Origin of the sequence: Candidatus Nitrososphaera evergladensis SR1 (genome assembly GCF_000730285.1) — an archaeon.
In the GTDB taxonomy this organism is placed as follows: Archaea; Thermoproteota; Nitrososphaeria; order Nitrososphaerales; family Nitrososphaeraceae; genus Nitrososphaera; species Nitrososphaera evergladensis.
In genome coordinates this window covers 2,283,047-2,298,677 of sequence record NZ_CP007174.1, presented here as the reverse complement: position 1 = coordinate 2,298,677, position 15,631 = coordinate 2,283,047, and the positions used below count along the sequence as shown (strand labels likewise).

General features: G+C 53.2%; 19 protein-coding genes and 1 tRNA gene. 9 read left to right on the top strand and 11 right to left on the bottom strand.

Annotated features, from left to right (window positions below):
- Positions 1-4 precede the first annotated feature (4 nt).
- A complete protein-coding gene (locus NTE_RS12535) occupies positions 5-1,549 on the bottom strand; it encodes an acyl-CoA carboxylase subunit beta (protein WP_148701322.1) in 1,545 nt (514 codons plus the stop codon).
- Positions 1,550-1,756: 207 nt separating this feature from the next.
- Between NTE_RS12535 and NTE_RS12530 the strand changes: the two genes are divergently transcribed.
- Together NTE_RS12530 and NTE_RS12525 are read left to right on the top strand one after the other, a co-directional pair.
- Positions 1,757-2,809, top strand: a complete 1,053-nt coding sequence (locus tag NTE_RS12530; protein WP_148701321.1) for a zinc-binding dehydrogenase — start codon at positions 1,757-1,759, stop codon at positions 2,807-2,809.
- Positions 2,810-3,044: 235 nt separating this feature from the next.
- Positions 3,045-3,353, top strand: a complete 309-nt coding sequence (locus NTE_RS12525) for a hypothetical protein (RefSeq protein WP_148701320.1) — start codon at positions 3,045-3,047, stop codon at positions 3,351-3,353.
- 28 nt (positions 3,354-3,381) lie between these two features.
- Here NTE_RS12525 and NTE_RS12520 read toward each other — a convergent pair whose 3' ends face one another.
- From NTE_RS12520 to NTE_RS12505, 4 genes are read right to left on the bottom strand one after another with little or no spacing between them, the layout of a single operon-like run.
- Positions 3,382-3,594, bottom strand: coding sequence for a hypothetical protein (locus NTE_RS12520; RefSeq protein ID WP_148701319.1), 213 nt, complete (start codon positions 3,592-3,594; stop codon positions 3,382-3,384).
- 29 nt (positions 3,595-3,623) lie between these two features.
- Positions 3,624-4,010 (bottom strand): hypothetical protein, encoded by a 387-nt coding sequence (locus NTE_RS12515; protein ID WP_148701318.1) that lies wholly within the window; start codon positions 4,008-4,010, stop codon positions 3,624-3,626.
- Positions 4,007-5,293 carry an AAA family ATPase gene (locus tag NTE_RS12510; protein ID WP_148701317.1) on the bottom strand — a complete coding sequence of 429 codons (1,287 nt, stop codon included), beginning with the start codon at positions 5,291-5,293 and terminating at the stop codon, positions 4,007-4,009. Before NTE_RS12510 ends, NTE_RS12515 begins: the two co-directional genes overlap by 4 nt.
- A gap of 6 nt (positions 5,294-5,299) precedes the next feature.
- Entirely contained in the window at positions 5,300-6,436 is a 1,137-nt protein-coding gene (locus tag NTE_RS12505; RefSeq protein WP_148701316.1) for a hypothetical protein, read from the bottom strand.
- Between the two features lie 122 nt (positions 6,437-6,558).
- Here NTE_RS12505 and NTE_RS12500 point away from each other — a divergent pair, with 122 nt between their 5' ends.
- Complete coding sequence (locus tag NTE_RS12500; protein ID WP_148701315.1) at positions 6,559-7,065, top strand: PepSY domain-containing protein; 507 nt, start codon at positions 6,559-6,561, stop codon at positions 7,063-7,065.
- A 5-nt stretch (positions 7,066-7,070) separates the two neighbouring features.
- Here NTE_RS12500 and folE read toward each other — a convergent pair whose 3' ends face one another.
- The 4 genes from folE to NTE_RS12480 are packed head-to-tail and all read right to left on the bottom strand — an operon-like array spanning position 7,071 to position 9,627.
- On the bottom strand, positions 7,071-7,637 hold the full coding sequence (gene folE, locus NTE_RS12495; protein WP_226987004.1) for a GTP cyclohydrolase I: 567 nt from the start codon (positions 7,635-7,637) through the stop codon (positions 7,071-7,073).
- A gap of 9 nt (positions 7,638-7,646) precedes the next feature.
- Positions 7,647-8,414 (bottom strand): 7-carboxy-7-deazaguanine synthase QueE, encoded by a 768-nt coding sequence (locus NTE_RS12490; protein WP_226987003.1) that lies wholly within the window; start codon positions 8,412-8,414, stop codon positions 7,647-7,649.
- The gene (locus NTE_RS12485; RefSeq protein WP_148701313.1) at positions 8,389-9,093 is read right to left on the bottom strand and encodes a 7-cyano-7-deazaguanine synthase; all 705 of its coding nucleotides are present in this window, start codon (positions 9,091-9,093) and stop codon (positions 8,389-8,391) included. Before NTE_RS12485 ends, NTE_RS12490 begins: the two co-directional genes overlap by 26 nt.
- Before the next feature lie 30 nt (positions 9,094-9,123).
- On the bottom strand, positions 9,124-9,627 hold the full coding sequence (locus NTE_RS12480) for a cupin domain-containing protein (protein ID WP_226987002.1): 504 nt from the start codon (positions 9,625-9,627) through the stop codon (positions 9,124-9,126).
- A gap of 54 nt (positions 9,628-9,681) precedes the next feature.
- Here NTE_RS12480 and NTE_RS12475 point away from each other — a divergent pair, with 54 nt between their 5' ends.
- Both NTE_RS12475 and kae1 read left to right on the top strand, forming a co-directional pair.
- Complete coding sequence (locus tag NTE_RS12475) at positions 9,682-10,884, top strand: redox-regulated ATPase YchF (RefSeq protein ID WP_148702164.1); 1,203 nt, start codon at positions 9,682-9,684, stop codon at positions 10,882-10,884.
- A gap of 11 nt (positions 10,885-10,895) precedes the next feature.
- Positions 10,896-11,894 carry a KEOPS complex N(6)-L-threonylcarbamoyladenine synthase Kae1 gene (kae1, locus tag NTE_RS12470; protein WP_148701312.1) on the top strand — a complete coding sequence of 333 codons (999 nt, stop codon included), beginning with the start codon at positions 10,896-10,898 and terminating at the stop codon, positions 11,892-11,894.
- On the opposite strand, the gene NTE_RS12465 is transcribed toward kae1, so the two are convergent.
- A complete protein-coding gene (locus tag NTE_RS12465) occupies positions 11,891-12,205 on the bottom strand; it encodes a PH domain-containing protein (protein ID WP_148701311.1) in 315 nt (104 codons plus the stop codon). The two genes, kae1 and NTE_RS12465, sit on opposite strands and share 4 nt — an antisense overlap.
- A 45-nt stretch (positions 12,206-12,250) precedes the next feature.
- On the opposite strand from NTE_RS12465, the gene NTE_RS12460 reads away from it, so the two are divergent.
- Entirely contained in the window at positions 12,251-12,856 is a 606-nt protein-coding gene (locus NTE_RS12460) for a KEOPS complex kinase/ATPase Bud32 (protein ID WP_264357910.1), read from the top strand.
- Positions 12,857-12,902: 46 nt separating this feature from the next.
- The gene (locus NTE_RS12455) at positions 12,903-13,475 is read left to right on the top strand and encodes an XTP/dITP diphosphatase (RefSeq protein ID WP_226987000.1); all 573 of its coding nucleotides are present in this window, start codon (positions 12,903-12,905) and stop codon (positions 13,473-13,475) included.
- On the opposite strand, the gene twy1 is transcribed toward NTE_RS12455, so the two are convergent.
- Positions 13,456-14,493 carry a 4-demethylwyosine synthase TYW1 gene (twy1, locus tag NTE_RS12450; RefSeq protein WP_148701309.1) on the bottom strand — a complete coding sequence of 346 codons (1,038 nt, stop codon included), beginning with the start codon at positions 14,491-14,493 and terminating at the stop codon, positions 13,456-13,458. The genes NTE_RS12455 and twy1 overlap by 20 nt on opposite strands.
- 64 nt (positions 14,494-14,557) lie before the next feature.
- Between twy1 and NTE_RS12445 the strand changes: the two genes are divergently transcribed.
- Positions 14,558-15,388, top strand: a complete 831-nt coding sequence (locus NTE_RS12445; protein ID WP_148701308.1) for a Nif3-like dinuclear metal center hexameric protein — start codon at positions 14,558-14,560, stop codon at positions 15,386-15,388.
- Positions 15,389-15,434: 46 nt separating this feature from the next.
- A tRNA-His gene (locus NTE_RS12440) sits at positions 15,435-15,540 on the top strand.
- The last annotated feature ends 91 nt before the right edge of the window (positions 15,541-15,631 follow it).

The window sequence follows — 15,631 nt, the reverse complement described above, 5'->3', positions numbered from 1 at the left end:
TCACCTACAGGTTGATGTTGCCGTGCTTTTTCCACGGCCTTGCTTCCTTTTTGTTCGCAAGTGCTTCCAGCGCGCGGATTATCATGGGCCTTGTCTCCATCGGGTCGATTACCACGTCGATGATGCCCCTTTCAGCCGCAAGGTAGGGGTTTGCAAACTTGTCGCGGTAGTCCTTGGCAAGCTTTTTCTTCATCATGGGCGCGTCTGGCGCGGTTTTCAGCTCTTTTCTGTGGATAATCGTAACAGCTGCTTCCGGGCCAAGCACTGCGATCTCGGCGTTTGGCCATGCATAGTTGACATCGGCGCGCAGGTTCTTGCTTCCCATTGCGATATAGGCTCCTCCGTACGCCTTGCCTACAATGCAAGTTACCTTGGGCACCGTCGCTTCGCAATACGCATACAATAGTTTGCTTCCGTGCCTGATGATGCCGTTGTGCTCCTGGTCAGTTCCAGGCAGGTATCCTGGCGTGTCTACCAGCGTGACAATCGGGATGTTGAACGAGTCGCAGAACCTGATGAACCTGGCTGCCTTGTTGGACGAGTTGATGTCAAGTGCACCCGCAAGGTACATCGGCTGGTTTGCAACGATGCCTACCGTCCTTCCGCCCATCCTTGCAAAGCCTACTAGGATGTTATCGGCAAACAGCTCGTGCACCTCAAAAAAGTCTCCGTTGTCGACGACTGACTTGATTATCTCTTTCATGTCATACTGCTGGTACGGGTTCTCTGGCAGGATGTTTATCAGGTTGGCATCTACCCTGTTGGGGTCGTCAGTCGACTCTGCCGCCATCGGCGGCTCTTCCGTGTTGTTTTGCGGTATGAATGAAAGCAGTTTCTTTATCCTGTCAAAGCAGTCGTACTCGTTCTTGGCTACAAAGTGCGCCACGCCGGATTTCGAGCCGTGCGCACGTGCGCCTCCCAGCTCTTCAAACGATACGTCCTGGCTCAGGACCTCCTTTACCACTTCCGGCCCCGTCACGAACATCTGGCCAATGTTTTCTACCATCACGACAAAGTCAGTCATCGCCGGCGAATACACGGCGCCGCCTGCGCACGGGCCGATGCTTGCCGTTATTTGCGGAATGACTCCTGAAGCCATCGTGTTGCGGAAAAAGATGTCGCCATAGCCGTCAAGGCTGTTGACGCCTTCCTGAATCCTTGCGCCGCCAGAGTCGATGATGCCTATGATTGGGCACCCGACCTTCATGGCGTGGTCCATGACTTTAGTGATTTTTTTGCTTGTCATTTCTCCAAGCGATCCGCCAAGGACCGTGAAATCATAAGCGAAAACAAAGACCTGCCTGCCATTGACCGTGCCAAACCCGGTCACCGCGCCGTCGCCGTAGAATTTCTGGACGGTCGGGTCGTCGCCCCTGTGGGTGACGTACTTGTCAATCTCGACAAAGCTTCCTTCGTCCAGTAATAGTGCTATCCTCTCGCGTGCAGTAAGTTTGCCCTTTGAGTGTTGGGCCTCGATGCGCTCGTCGCCACCGCCACTCTCGGCGGACTTTTTCAATGCAGCCAGCCGCTTTACTTTTTCTTCATGCATGGGAGTGTAGTTAATGCCGGCGAGTGGCTATATAAATTCATTATTTCCGTTATGGGCGGTAATATAAGACTTGGACGTTAGAATAATGCCAATTGCATAGTGCTCCTGCTCTAACTTTTCAAAACACAGCCGGCGCTAAAAACTACACATTGCCCTTTGAATGAATATATTGCCATCTATAACGATGTCAAAGACGAGAGTCTGCATATGAAAGCGGCCGTATACAGGGAACACAGCAAAGATCCTAGGCAAGTAGTAAAAATCGAAGACATTGATACGCCGAAACCAAAAGCCAATGAAGTCTTGATTAAAGTTGAAGCTGCGTCGTACAACTACAACGACCTGTGGGGCATCTGGGGCGAGCCGATCAAGATCCCAATGCCTCACATATCGGGGAGCGACATCGCCGGAACGGTTGTCGAAGTCGGTGAGAATGTCACGACAAACATCAAGGTTGGAGACAGGGTGGCCTCGCATCCAAACCTGACTTGCAGGGTATGCTATGAATGCACATCCGGAAGGGAATATGACTGCATCAGCAGGAAGGTATGGGGATTCCAGACCGGCCCGCTATGGGGCGGCTTTGCGCAATACACGCATTTGCCAGAAGTAAACGTAGTCAAGCTCCCTGACAACGTATCGTTTACCGATGCGGCAGCAATTTGCATGGTGGGCATGACTGCCTGGCACATGCTTGTTACGCGTGCCAAAATCAGGCCCGGCCAGACGGTCCTTATAATGGGTGGAGGAAGTGGCATGGGAATAGCTGGCATACAGATTGCCAAGTTGTTCAACTGCGACGTCATTGCTACTGCCGGCAACAAAGACAAGATGGACAAGTGCCTGGAGCTTGGCGCAGACCATGCGGTTAATCACCGAGAAGCTGACTGGTACAAGAAGGTCCGCGACATAACAAACAGGCAAGGAGTGGACATAATCTATGAGCACATCGGCAAGACCGTGTTTCCACAAGAAGTAGGGCTGTTGAAGATGGGAGGCACGCTCGTGTCAACAGGCGCCACCACAGGCTACGACTCGGCAATTGACCTGAGATACCTCTTTTTCCGGGGAACCAACCTGCTGGGCGCAACGCAGGGAACCAAAGCAGGGTTGGAGGAAGTGATACGATGGGTAAGCAAGGGCAGAATAAAGCCAGTGATTGACACCATCCTTCCATTTGGCAACATGGTCGAAGGCCACGTCAAGATGGCAGACTCGCAGCTGTTCGGCAAGATAGTGACGACTCCGCAGAGACTCTGAAAAAGAAGGTTTTCTAAAGAAAGTACTCTAGTTTTATTTATGATTCATTGACAATCCGAGGAACATGAGCAGCATTCTCTGATTCAGCTATCCAAAATGCCTTCTGGCATTCTACCGCAACCGGGAAGTGAGAAGCACTGCGAAAGAAACCTCATAGGCGCGTTCTCAAGGCGCAGGAATGATCAAGTTGAATGGATAATTACGTTTTAATATTCTGCTGCATTTTTTTTGATACATGGCATTATTTGGAGTATTTGCAACCCACAGCCCGGAATCATGCCCGCTTAACAACAAGCAGAGCAAGGACACGATGATAATGATCGACGACAAGATCAAGTCGATCACTGAAAAATTCCATGTTAGGAAGATCCACGGGTTCTATATGTCTGTGCTGGAGCATGAATGGGTAATCATTGTAGAGGCAGACAGCCCGCATGAGATCGAAGCAATGTGCATAGAGGCTGGCATCTCCGCCTTCAATACTGTGAAAATAGTGCCGCTCAGCAACTTTGATGCCGTAGTGAAAAAGGTCAAGGGCGGTTAAACCACATCTTTAGAGAGAGGAGTAGCACTTACTCTCTCAGGCCTGCCCTTCCGCCCTGCGCCCTGCGAAAGACGTTCAGGCCAAGGTTATAGTTCTCGTACATGGCTTCAAGCGAATCAATTTCAAGTGTGAGCTGCGAGATCTTGACGGCGTTCTCTTTTGGGTTCTTGGCAAGCTCCTCAAGCTCCGCCTTTTTTTCTGCCAAAAGCTGGCCAACGTTTTGCTCGTATTCGCTTGACATTTTTTCCACCAATGATGCGTCTGGCACATTTACATTTTAAGCTTTGCTATTTTTGCCAAGAACGCCTGCTGATATCTGTCATAAGCGTCCGGCCCTGACAGGCAAGACTCGCATATGCACGCCTGCGACACTATTGCGCGGTTGCAGTCGGCCTCCAGGCTGCACGTGGCGCAGCCGGCGTTTTTGCCGCATACAAAGCACTTTAGTTCCAGCGACGTCTCTTCTTCCGGCGCTTCATCATGCCGCTGTCCTTCTTTCTGTTGCTGCAGCTGCACCTCGCACTTGACATGCTTGATGGCCTTGGATGCCCTTGACCAGAGCGCGTATTCTCCCTGCGGGATTTCTTTGCCGCAGACGGCGCACTTGCCCTTGTACTTTACCAGCAACTTTATCCAGAACTCTTTGCCGTCGCTCACTTTTTCTTCCTGGCCCCCTTTGCCCGCTCGACTTCCTTTCCAAGCGACTCGCCTATCGACTCGTCGCCAAAGTTCGTGATTGCAAATTCAGAAGTGTCGACCTTTTCATCGATGATGGCGCGCACGAGGTACGGCAGCACTGTCGAGCTTGCAGTGCTCCTTGACACGTTCATGGCAGGGCCGACTGCGGACGCGATTTTTCGAGTGGTCTGCGACCTTGCAAATATGGGGCCCATCACCGGCCAAGGCATAGCATACTGGCTGTACTTGATGTCCTTGCCCCTAGACTTGGCGTACAGGCCGGCTGAAAGCATGTCCCGCACATAGCGCAAGAGGCTCCACTGCCTGTTCCTGCTGACCCTGCCCACCACCACGTCTGCTTTTGAAAGGACGTCGAGAAGCTCTGCAAGCGACTCTTTGTCAACAGCGTGCGACGAAACGATGGATGAAAACAGCGCGGCAACCATGTCCTTGCGCCTTGCCTCCGGCGACATGCCCTCGTACCGGGGGTCCGGAAACGAGGCGTCAGCCCTTGCAAAGACCTGCATTGCAGCAGCCCTGTCCTTGGCTGCAAAATAGCTGTTTATCGCGTCTGCAATGTCTATCTCTGTCACGTCGCTGTTTGACACGGTGGCGTATCCAGCGGCGCGCGACTGGGCGCTGTTGAGAAGCGACCTGATGTCGCCTCCGCTGTTCAGCACGATTGACACCTTGTCGCCGGGGCCGAGCTTGACCTTTTCCTTTGCAAGCACGTGGTCAAGGAACATCAGGAGGAGCCTTGGCGGAACCGGCGCAAACTCGACTACCTTGCAGCCCTTGGCAAGCTCTTTTATCTTGGCCGACTTTTCGTTTGCGGCCATTATCACCGGGACGGTGGGCTCTTTTATCAGGTCGACAAGCGCATCAAGCCCGCCCGAGTCCTCCCTGCCAGAGATGCCGTCCACCTCGTCGAGGAACAGGAGGATCTTGCGGCCAAAGAGGCCTGTGTTGGCAAACACCGGCTTTATCCTTGTCTCGATGCTGTCGCGGTTTCTTGCATCGCTTGCGTTCATCTCTACAAGATCATAGTCGAACTGGCGCGCAAGCGCGTGAACGATTGTCGTCTTGCCGACGCCCGGCGGACCCACGAGGAGCAGGGGTTTAGTGCCACTGACCCAGCCTGACAGCCACTTGACCACTGTTATCCTTGCGTCCTCGTTTCCCACCATCTGCTCCACCCTCTGGGGCCTGTGCACTTCGGACCACATGAGAGAAGGAGGAGAAGAGGAAGGCTGCTGTGGCATCTTTGCTTACTTTTCCACCGCTGCTACGGCTTGTATCTTTTTCTGGAAATCTGCAAACGGCGCGCGTTTTTGAAGCTCGTTGTACCAGTACTGGTTATAGTGGCGAACTGTCAAGAACAAAAACTCTAGGAACGGCTTTAGCTGGAAATTTTCAGGCAGCATCTCGACTGCCATCTCTGCTTCTTGCAGGTACAGCTCGCTCTTTTGCATGGTAAGCTCAAACCCTCGCCTGACGTCGCCGGTGTTGAGCGCGTAATAGAGCGGCCACGACGGGACCTTGACTGCACCGTTTTTGATGGCGTCTTCGATCTCGTTTCCGCACCCGACGCCTTCTCCTGCCTTGGCCATGCCGAGGTGGAAAATGTCGCCCAGCGGACGGCGGTTGAGGGCCATGTTCCTGCCGGCGGTTCCCATGACTGCGCGGTATTTCTTGTAGCAGTCGTTCATGTTCTCGTCACTTATCGACGCCGGTTTTATCTTTAGTTTGACATCGATGTATTGTCCAAGCCTTGCGTCCTTGAACCCCTCCTCAAACGCCTTGAGCACCGCGTCGCCTCCCTGCGATATCTTGTGCCTTGCGATCCCAAGGATGTACGGGTTCATGAACTTGTAGTCTTCAAGGTATTCCAAGTCTTCGTCCCTGTCAACAATCCTGTCCATAGGCTCTGACAGGTCGATTGCGATGATGTGGCCGTCGATGACTGCGTCGCGCTTTTCCTGCGACGGAGAATCGCCAAAGTATTCCGACGCGCCGTCGTACAGCGCGTTAAAGACAGGAAACGTCATCTTGACAAAATTTGAATTTAGTATCCTTGCAACCCTGTCCTGCAAGACATTCGGGCTTGACAGCCTTGCCTTGATGTCTGAAATGCTGCCAGCTTCCGGAACCAGCTCGGAAGCGCTGACCTCTTCAGCAAATTTCTGCATGGTTGACGCAGGGCTGCTGTCGGCGTTTATCGCGGCGTGGAGCGACATGACGAACCTCTTGGCAAAGGCGCCAAACTCCTGCTCGGTCTTTTCCTTGTACTGGTTGAACTGCTTGTAGCCCTTGCTGCGCAGAAGGCCTTGCTTCATGATGTCCTTGCCGGCCTGCGTGCCCATAAGGGCCTCCTTTGAAAAGATTGACTCGTCTTTGCCGCTCATATGAGATAACGAGCGGTATTCTGATGCTTTTCTTATTTAACTATTCACACCACCCATTTCTTGGCAGATTCGTCATTTGGATGAAACTACTTAAGGTCGTCTAGCAGCAATAGATAACGCAGTTGTCCTCTGCGACAAACGGCTCGCAAGGTCTAAAGAAAAACAAGATGTCCCTCAGGGTGCTTACCGTCGCTCTTTTTGCCTTTGGGATATTTGCTGCCGCAGCACTTCTCTACCAGCAGAAGTTTGCTGCCAGCTCAAAACCCTATGCGATATCAAAGGATGACGCAACCAGGATCGCCCTCAATCAGGTCGATAGAGAGCCTAACAGGGACGCAAGCCTCTTTCCCGACAAAGAATCGACTGCAAAACTCATCCACGTAACAGCTAATGGGCTAGCCTTCATGGCAGATGATGAAAAAAGTCCGTCTGCAGACATGTGGCTTTACACCAAAGAACATCGGTTTTTACAAGCCTATTGGAACCAGCATTTCTGGCACGTGGAAGTTACAACATCCGGTAATGACGGCTACCGGGGTTATTATTACCTGATAGATGCCAAAAGCGGCCAAGTAATTGGGAACGACCGGGATTTGGCATTCTTTGACCTGTCAGCAACAGACCCCTAGCAACATTAGAATGCCTTTGGAGCCTTTATCATGGCAAGCACGTGCTCGCGCAGGTCCTTCTGCTCCATCACTCCGCGGTACGCTATCGTGAGCATGGAACTGTTGTTGCGCACCCCGCGCATCCTCATGCACAGGTGGTCTCCCTCTGCTATCACCATCGCGCCTTTCACGCCCATGCGCACCAGCTCGTCGGCGACTTCTTTTGTGAGGCGCTCCTGTATCTGCAGCCTGCGAGAGTATTTCTCTACCAGCCTTACAAGTTTTGAAACGCCAAACACCTTGCCTGCCGGCACGTAGGCTACGTGCACCTTGCCAAAGAACGGGAGCATGTGGTGCTCGCACATGCTGTAGAACTGGATGTCCCTTGCCACGATGACGTCCGTCTCGTCGCTAAACGTCACGTCAAGCTCGGCGTCCATGGTGTACCCCCCGAGAATCTCCTCGTACATGTTGGCCATGCGGTCCGGGGTTCCCATCAGTCCCTCGCGGTCCGGGTTTTCGCCAAGCTCTATGAGGAGCTGCCTGAGAAGTTTTGCTATCTTTTTCTTGTTGATTTTGCCGTTATCCTTCATTATGCTGTGCTAGCGCGCTCCTATTATCTTGTGAAGTTGCGGTACGACCCTGACCTGATCGTAGAATGGGTAGACTGCGTCATAAAACGCAAAAAGCCTCTCCAACACGGGCTCGTCTGTCTTATGGCTCGGCTGTATTATAAATCCTGCTATGTTTTTAGGACTGGCGACTCTGAATACCTGCCTGACCAGGCTTGCAAACTCGTCAACGTCTGTCGAATTGGTCACTACCACTTTGACGTAGGGCATCTTGCCTGCATCGACTGCTATTCTCAGGCATTCAAGCTCGTTTTTCAGCAGATTGTTATAGTGCTTGTCGTCAACGACTGCCCTTGCGTCTTTCATCTTGAACTCGATCTTGCAAATGTCGATGTACGGCAGGACTTTGGCAAAGCGGGCCGAGTCGTAGCAGGCCGATTCAAGGTATGTCTTGACGCCTTTTTTTTCCCTGACAAACTTGGCCAACTCCATCACCGCTTCATGCTGCGCCAGAGGCTCGCCTCCCGTGAAATTTACCTTGTAGGTGTTTTCCTGCAGGTCATTGGAGATCATCTCTTTTACCTCTTCTACCGTATGGCTCTCGCCAGAATCCATGGGTATTGCGTACGGCGTATCGCACCAGTGGCATTTCAGCGGGCAGCCTGCAAGCCTGACAAACATCGTCTTGGTGCCAAAGAACACTCCTTCGCCCTCGATGCTGGTAAAGATCTCGCTCAGCCTTACCGTCCCGGCGGTCCTCCGCCCCTGCTGCTCACGCTGCATAGCGCGTCCTGTCATGTATCTGGGCGTCAGTGAATGCCTTTTTCCTACTTATACACGATTCGCACGCGCCGCAGTGGACGTATTTGCCTGCTCTCCTAACGCCGTTAGAGTAGCAGCTCCACGTCCTGAACAGGCTGTCTCCAAGCGTGGCCCGTCCTGCCTTTAAAAGCTCTGACTTGCTCAGGCCCTGCACCGCCGGCGACGCTATCTCTATTTGCTGCCTCTGGCCCGACCTGATGCTGTCAATGTCAGCGATGTTTAGCGCCTCTGCCATCGCCTTGGCAAACTCGGGCCTGCAGTCGGCATAGTGCGGCACGTCGCCGGAATGGGCGCCGTACGCCACCGCCCTTGCGTTGATGCTCATTGCCCATGCGCCTGCAATCGCTATGAATATCGCGTTCCGTATGGGAACGACAAGGCTTTGCGAAAAATCCTTTGACAGCTCTTGCCTGCCGTCTGTGAGCGCGTTGCTCTTGCCGTACAGCCCTTTCATGAAGCTGATGTCAACTATCCTGTGCTCTTTTGCCTTTAGGACCCTGGCAAAATACCTGGCCGCGTCTATCTCCCTCCTAGCCCGCTGGCCATACGCAAACGTTATCATGTAAATATCATAATCTCTGGCAAGCGTGGCGGCATAGCATACCGAGTCCAGCCCTCCGCTTACGATGCAAACGGCCGCAGCCTGCCTTGGCACGAGGGCAGAGTTGGTTATTGGGATTAATTATTATTGTCTTGTGAACTTTACTATTATCTGTTTGTGCTCTGGGTACGATGCAAGCAGCTCGTCGCGCCAGCCTGCCTCCCAGTCACGAAAATCAAAACCCGGCGCAACCGTGCACCCGACAAGCGAGTATGAATGAGGTTTGTCTACAGAGGCGGCAAACCAGCACCCTGCCTTTACGACGGCCTGCAATGCCGGTCTTTTGCCTTTGCCTATTGTCATTTTCTGGTATTTGCCGTCTTCTCTGTCTATGACGTGGACCGCAAGCGGGCTTCCTGCGTAAAAGTGCCATACTTCGTCAGACTTGATCCTGTGAAACGCGGAAAACTGGCCGCTTTTCAAGAGATAGTATATTGCCGTACCTGCGCTCCTGCGCCCATCAAAGCCCGGCAGGTCAATTTCCATCCCTGCGCGGTACGTCTCTTTGAAATAGCCTCCCTCTGGGTGCTCTTTCAGGCCAAGCGCCTTTACCCACGCCCTTGCGTCCATGTCCTTCGTTGCAGGCAAGGGTCTTGAAAAACATTAATGCTGGTTCAAAGCCTTTTGTTATTGTCTTCTTATATGATAATAGGGCTCATCGGCAAGGCCAACGTGGGCAAGTCCACATTCTTTAATGCTGCTACAGAGCTTGCCGTGCCTGCGGCAAACTACCCGTTTACCACCATAGAACCAAACGTGGGCGTCGCCTACGCAAGGGTAAAGTGCGTCTGCCGCGAGTTTGGCGTGCAGGACAACCCTGTCCACTCGATGTGCATTGACGGCAACCGCTTCATACCTGTCAAACTAATAGACGTCGCCGGCCTCGTGCCGGGCGCGCACGCAGGTAAGGGCCTTGGCAACAAGTTCCTTGACGATGCAAGGCAGGCAGACGTGCTGATACACGTCGTGGACGCGTCAGGCTCGACTGACAGCGCCGGCAAAACAGTCCCTGCAGGCACGGGCGACCCTATGTTTGACATCAATTTCGTGGAAGAAGAGTTTGACCTTTGGATGGCCGGCATTGTCTCCCGGGACTGGAGCAAGACTGCAAGGGAGGCGGAAAACCAGGGCCAGAAACTGGAGCAGATGCTTGCCAAGAGGCTGTCTGGGCTTGCGATACCTGAGCACCAGATTTTTGCAGCCGTGCACGAGTCCGGCCTTGCGTCGAAAAAGCCGACTTTGTGGAGCGAGGCTGACATACTGCACTTTTGCAAGGTGCTTCGGGCAAAGGCTAAGCCCTTTCTGGTGGCGGCAAACAAGGCCGACCTGCCCACCGCAGAGGCCAACATTGACAGGATGAAAAAAGCCGGCCTCACCGTCGTTCCATGCGCGTCAGAGGCAGAGGCGATGCTCAAAAAAGCTTCTAAAAAAGGCATACTCCACTACCTGCCGGGGGACGACTCGTTTGATGTCAAGCCTGATGTCGCGCTCAACGATCAGCAGAAAAAGGCGCTTGACATTGTCAGGGCGCTCATAGAAAAGTACGGCTCGACAGGCGTGCAAGAGGCGATAAACATCGCATGCTTTGATCTCTTGCACCTCGTTGCAGTGTATCCAGTTGAAGACGAGTTCAAGCTGGCAGACAAAAAGGGAAACGTGCTTCCCGATGTTCGACTGCTGCCAACAGGCTCGACTGCAAAGGACCTTGCCGGGACGGTGCACGCAGACCTTGCAAAAGGCTTCCTGTACGCCGTGGACGCAAGGACAAAGCAGCGCATCGGCGCCGACCACCAACTAAAGAGCGGCGACGTGATAAAGATAGTGTCTGCGTCAAGCAGGGGATAACAATAACAGAAATGCTCTGCCTTGGGATTGAAAGCACTGCGCACACGTTTGGATGCGCAGTCGTGGACAGAAATGGCAAGGTTTTGTCAGACGCCCGTGATGCGTACAAGGCGCCGGAGGGAAAGGGCATTCACCCAAGGGAGGCGTCAAGGCACCACATTGAAGTGTCGTCGCAAGTACTGAGGCAGGCACTTGAGGATGCCAGCGCGACCATGAAAGACGTCGATATCATCGGCTACTCTGCCGGGCCCGGCCTCGGTCCGTGCCTGCGCGTTGGAGCGGTGGTGGCAAGGACCCTTGCGGGATTTTACAAAAAGCCGCTTGTGCCTGTAAACCACGCTCTGGGGCACATCGAGCTTGGCGCGATGCTGACTGGGGCGCACGATCCGCTTGTACTTTTGGTGTCCGGCGGCCACACCATGATACTTGCGTTTTCGCACGGCCGCTGGCGCGTCTTTGGAGAAACGCTTGACATCACCATCGGCCAGCTGCTGGACCAGTTTGGAAGGGCGATGGGCTTCGCGTCGCCCTGTGGCGGCAAGGTAGAGCAGCTTGCAGGCGAGTCGCAGCAGAAAAACTATACGCAGCTGCCGTACGTGGTAAAGGGAAACGACGTGTCCTTCTCCGGCCTGCTGACTGCCGCTGTACGCTTGGCGCAAAAAGACAAGGCGGACCTGTCAGATGTCTGTTATTCGCTCCAGGAAACGTCGTTTGCAATGCTTGCCGAGGCAGTCGAGCGGGCGCTTTCCTTTACTGGCAAACGGGAGATGATGATAGTAGGCGGCGTCTCTGCAAACAGGCGCCTTGCCTCCATGCTCGAGTCGGCGTGCGCAAGGCAGGACAGCAGGTTTTTTGCGTGCCCGATAAAGTTTGCCGGCGACAACGGCGCGCAGATAGCGTGGACAGCGCTCCTAGACTATGCAGCCACAAAGAACAAAGTCGCAGTAAAGGACGCGTCAGTCACGCAGTCGTGGCGGCTTGACACCGTCAATGTCGCGTGGCGTAATTAGAGGCCCTTGGCCTGGCGCATTTCCTTTTCCCACTTGCTGTTTGAAAACACGCCAAACTTGTAGGTCTGGTCCACTGCGACGATGACAAACTTTTTCACGAGAAACCCTTCCGCCCTGAAAGCGGAAATCGCCTGGAGCGGTATATCCAGGATGATCTCTCCTTCCTTCTTTGAAAACGTGGCCATGCGCCCCTCTGTCTTTTGAAAGAGAATGCGCTTGTTTGTAAGGATAAGGACGCCGCTTTTCAGCCTATCCTCAGCGCAGTCCTCCCTGAGCAGGACCTTTTCGCCTTCCTGGGGCTCAAAACTCACGTTTTTATCTCCACTTTAGACGGTATATTACTATTGCAGCAGCTTTTGAAAAAGGGCGCTGAGGCAGACATCTATTACCTTGCAGACTGGCACGGCAAGCAGGCGATAGCAAAGGTGCGGGAGCCAAAGCCGTACCGCCACAGCGCCCTAGATTCCTCCATAAGGAGGCAGCGGACGGTGCACGAGGCAGGGTTCATGTCGGCCGCCAAGTCAGCCGGCGTCCGCACCCCGTTTGTCTATTTTGTCGACCCTGAAAGGGCGGAGATAATCATGGAGCGCGTGGATGGCACGCCTGCAAGGGATGCGCTCACTGCAAAGCTGTGCCAAGAGATGGGCCGGTATGCCGCACTGCTGCACGCCGCAGGAATCGTGCATGGCGACCTGACCACTTCAAACTTTATTGTTGACAACAATAACAGGCTCGTCCTCCTTGATTTTGGCCTTTCTTACTATTCCGAAAGGACGGAAGACATGGCAGTCGACGTCCGGCTCATAAAGGAGGTGTTTACAAGCGCCCACATTTCAGTCAGGGGCGCGTTTTCAAGCTTTGTGAAAGGTTACGAAAGCGTGGCGGGCAAGAAAAAAACTACAAAGATCCTTGAAAACGTCAGGGAGATAGAGCAGCGGGGCAGGTACGCCCGCGTGGCATGACTATGCACATTTTTATTCGCCCGCGACAACACCTCTTTTTGAGCAATTGCAGCCAGCAACAGCAATAGTGACATTTGCAAGCACCAACCAAAACAAGTTCCGCGAAGTCGAGTCGATACTCGCTATGAGGGGAATACAGGCAAGCTTTGCCAAGATAGAGCTTGTGGAAATCCAGTCAGACTCGCTTGAGGAAATCGCCCGGGAAAAGGCAAAGAGCGCGTACGCCAGGGTCCAAAAGCCGGTGATAGTGGAAGACGATGGGCTCTTTGTTGACGCGCTTGGCGGCTTTCCGGGCCAGTACTCATCGTACGTTTTCAAGACCATAGGCAATGCCGGGGTATTGAAGCTCCTTGAAGGAAAACAAGATCGCTTGGCGTCGTTTCGCTCGCTCGTCGCTTTTTTTGATGGCAACAACCTGCAATTGTTTGAAGGCAAAGTTCAGGGCCGGATCTCTGAAAAAATCACCGAGGGAGGATGGGGCTATGACCCGATATTTGCGCCGGAAGGAGCAGATGTAACTTTTGCCGAGCTGGCAGACAAGAAAAACGACTATTCACACAGGAAAAAAGCGCTTGAAAAGTTTGCGGAATGGCAACTTCTTATTCAAAATAGGACTTGATCCAGCGGTCGACGTACCGTTTTTTGTTCTGCAACACTACAATCCTGGAAATCTCGCTTTCGTCCATCACTGAAAACGCCGGCATCTTTTCGCACAGCTTGTTCGCATAGCCGCGCACCTCCTCCATGCCTAGCATGTTGTCCCTCTCCAGGCGCTGGGTGGACATGCCGACGTGCATGTACGACTTGATCTCGATAAAGTGAGGGTCTCCTTCTGACATCACCTTTGCAAAATCCTTGATGTCGTCTGAGCCGTCGTTGTAGCCCCGGATTATCGTCATGCGCAGGACCGTCCGTGTGTCGACAGTCGACAGAAAGTGCAGACTGTCCTGCCAGCGCTCCCACGCGCCCTTGTGTCGCGGGCGGTTTACCTGCAGAAACATTTTCCTGTTCGACGCGTTTGTAGACAGGTAGATCTGGGTCGGAAGCGCGTCTTCGCTTTCGAGCCTGCGCAGCATGTCCGGCTCTTGGCCGTTTGTCACAAGGAATATCGATTTCGTGGCCTTTAACGTCTTTAGGTATTTTATCAGCTGCGGCAGTTTTGGGTACATGGTAGGCTCGCCGGAAAGCGAGATCGCGTAATGCGCTGGCAAAAGCGACTCGTCAAGCTTGGTCTCGTCGTTCTTGGAGTTGCCGTAAAATCCGTTTATCAGCTTCTTGCGCTCGGCCATCAGGTTCTGGACGATGACTTCTGGCTCGTCTACCATCTGCTCCGGCATTTCAAGCGTATCGTAGAATTCCGCCGGCCGCCAGCAGTACACGCACCTGTTCTCGCAGTTCATCGCGGTGGGGGTCATCTCCATGCACTGGTGCGTCGATATGCCGTAGAACTTGTGCTTGTAGCAAGAACCCTCGTTTGCAAACGACTTTTTCGTCCAGTGGCACAGCTCCACCGCCGAGTGGTTGTAGACGCCGTACTTGGCTTTTTTGAGCTTCTCCTTGACTCTGGGCGTTATCTGTATCAGGTTATTATCTTCGCCTGTCGTCGAGTGCGAGAAATATTCGTCAGAGCAGCTCATCTATAGTATGTTGAAAAGGCCGGATCAGATTTAAATTTTGCACCACGCCACCGGCTGGCCATATATGGTGACAAGCGGTGTTGACACGGAGGAGATAATGAAGGCCGGGCTAGAGCTTGCCGGATGGAAAAAGATGCCTGCCGACAGCATGGTGCACGTCAGGGGCAAAAACATCAAAAAAGTAATGATGGCAATCGACATCGGGACCGCAGAGCTCTTGCTTGCAAAGAGCCTTGGCTGCGACGCCGTCATTGCGCATCACCCAATAGGGATAGCCGCTATCAACTTTTACAAGGTCTTTGACAAGCATACCGACTACATGGTCGAACACGGCGTGCCAAAAAGTGTCGCCAAAGAAGCGACAGAGAAACTCAAAGAGCGGGTGGAGACAAAGACGCACGCCAACATTTACGACGACGTGGTGGGCGCGGCAAGGGCAATGAAGATGCCCCTTGTCAACATACACCAGCCCTGCGACGAGTACATGAGGCAGGCCATTTTAGCCAAGATAAAGTCTGGCAAGACAGAATACGTCTCTGACATCGTCGAGTCTGTAAGCAGGATACCTGAATTCCGCCACGCCGAAACACGGGTGCAAGTGAGGCATGGAAGCGAAAAAAACAGAGTGGGTCACTGGGCGCTTGTAATAGCCGCAGGGACCAATGGAGGCTACTCGATTGCCAAGGCGTATTTCCAGCACGGCGTCGACACTGTCATCTATTTGCACGTCGACTATGGCGATTTGGTGAAAATGCGCGAGGAAAAACTGCAAGGAAATCTGGTTGTCTTGGGCCACCTTGCAGGCGACTCGCTTGGTCTGAACGCGCTTGCCGGCAAACTTGAACAAGAAATGGGTGTTGAAACGGTCAGGATAGGGCTCTTGCCAAGCACGTAAGTGATCGAACGATTATATAATGTGGTTTCCGCAGATTGCACTGGCGGCCTTCGTAGTATAGCCTGGTGAGTATAGGCGGCTGTGGACTGTTCTGAATATGAAATTTCGGCAGACACCGCTTGAGGAGGGTTCAAATCCCTCCGAAGGCCCCACTTGATTTTTCAGTTAAATTGTGATAACACGAATACTTGACAGTGGTTCTCGGCAAAAAATGAAAAAAGGAAAAAGAGAGGCTCGTCCAGC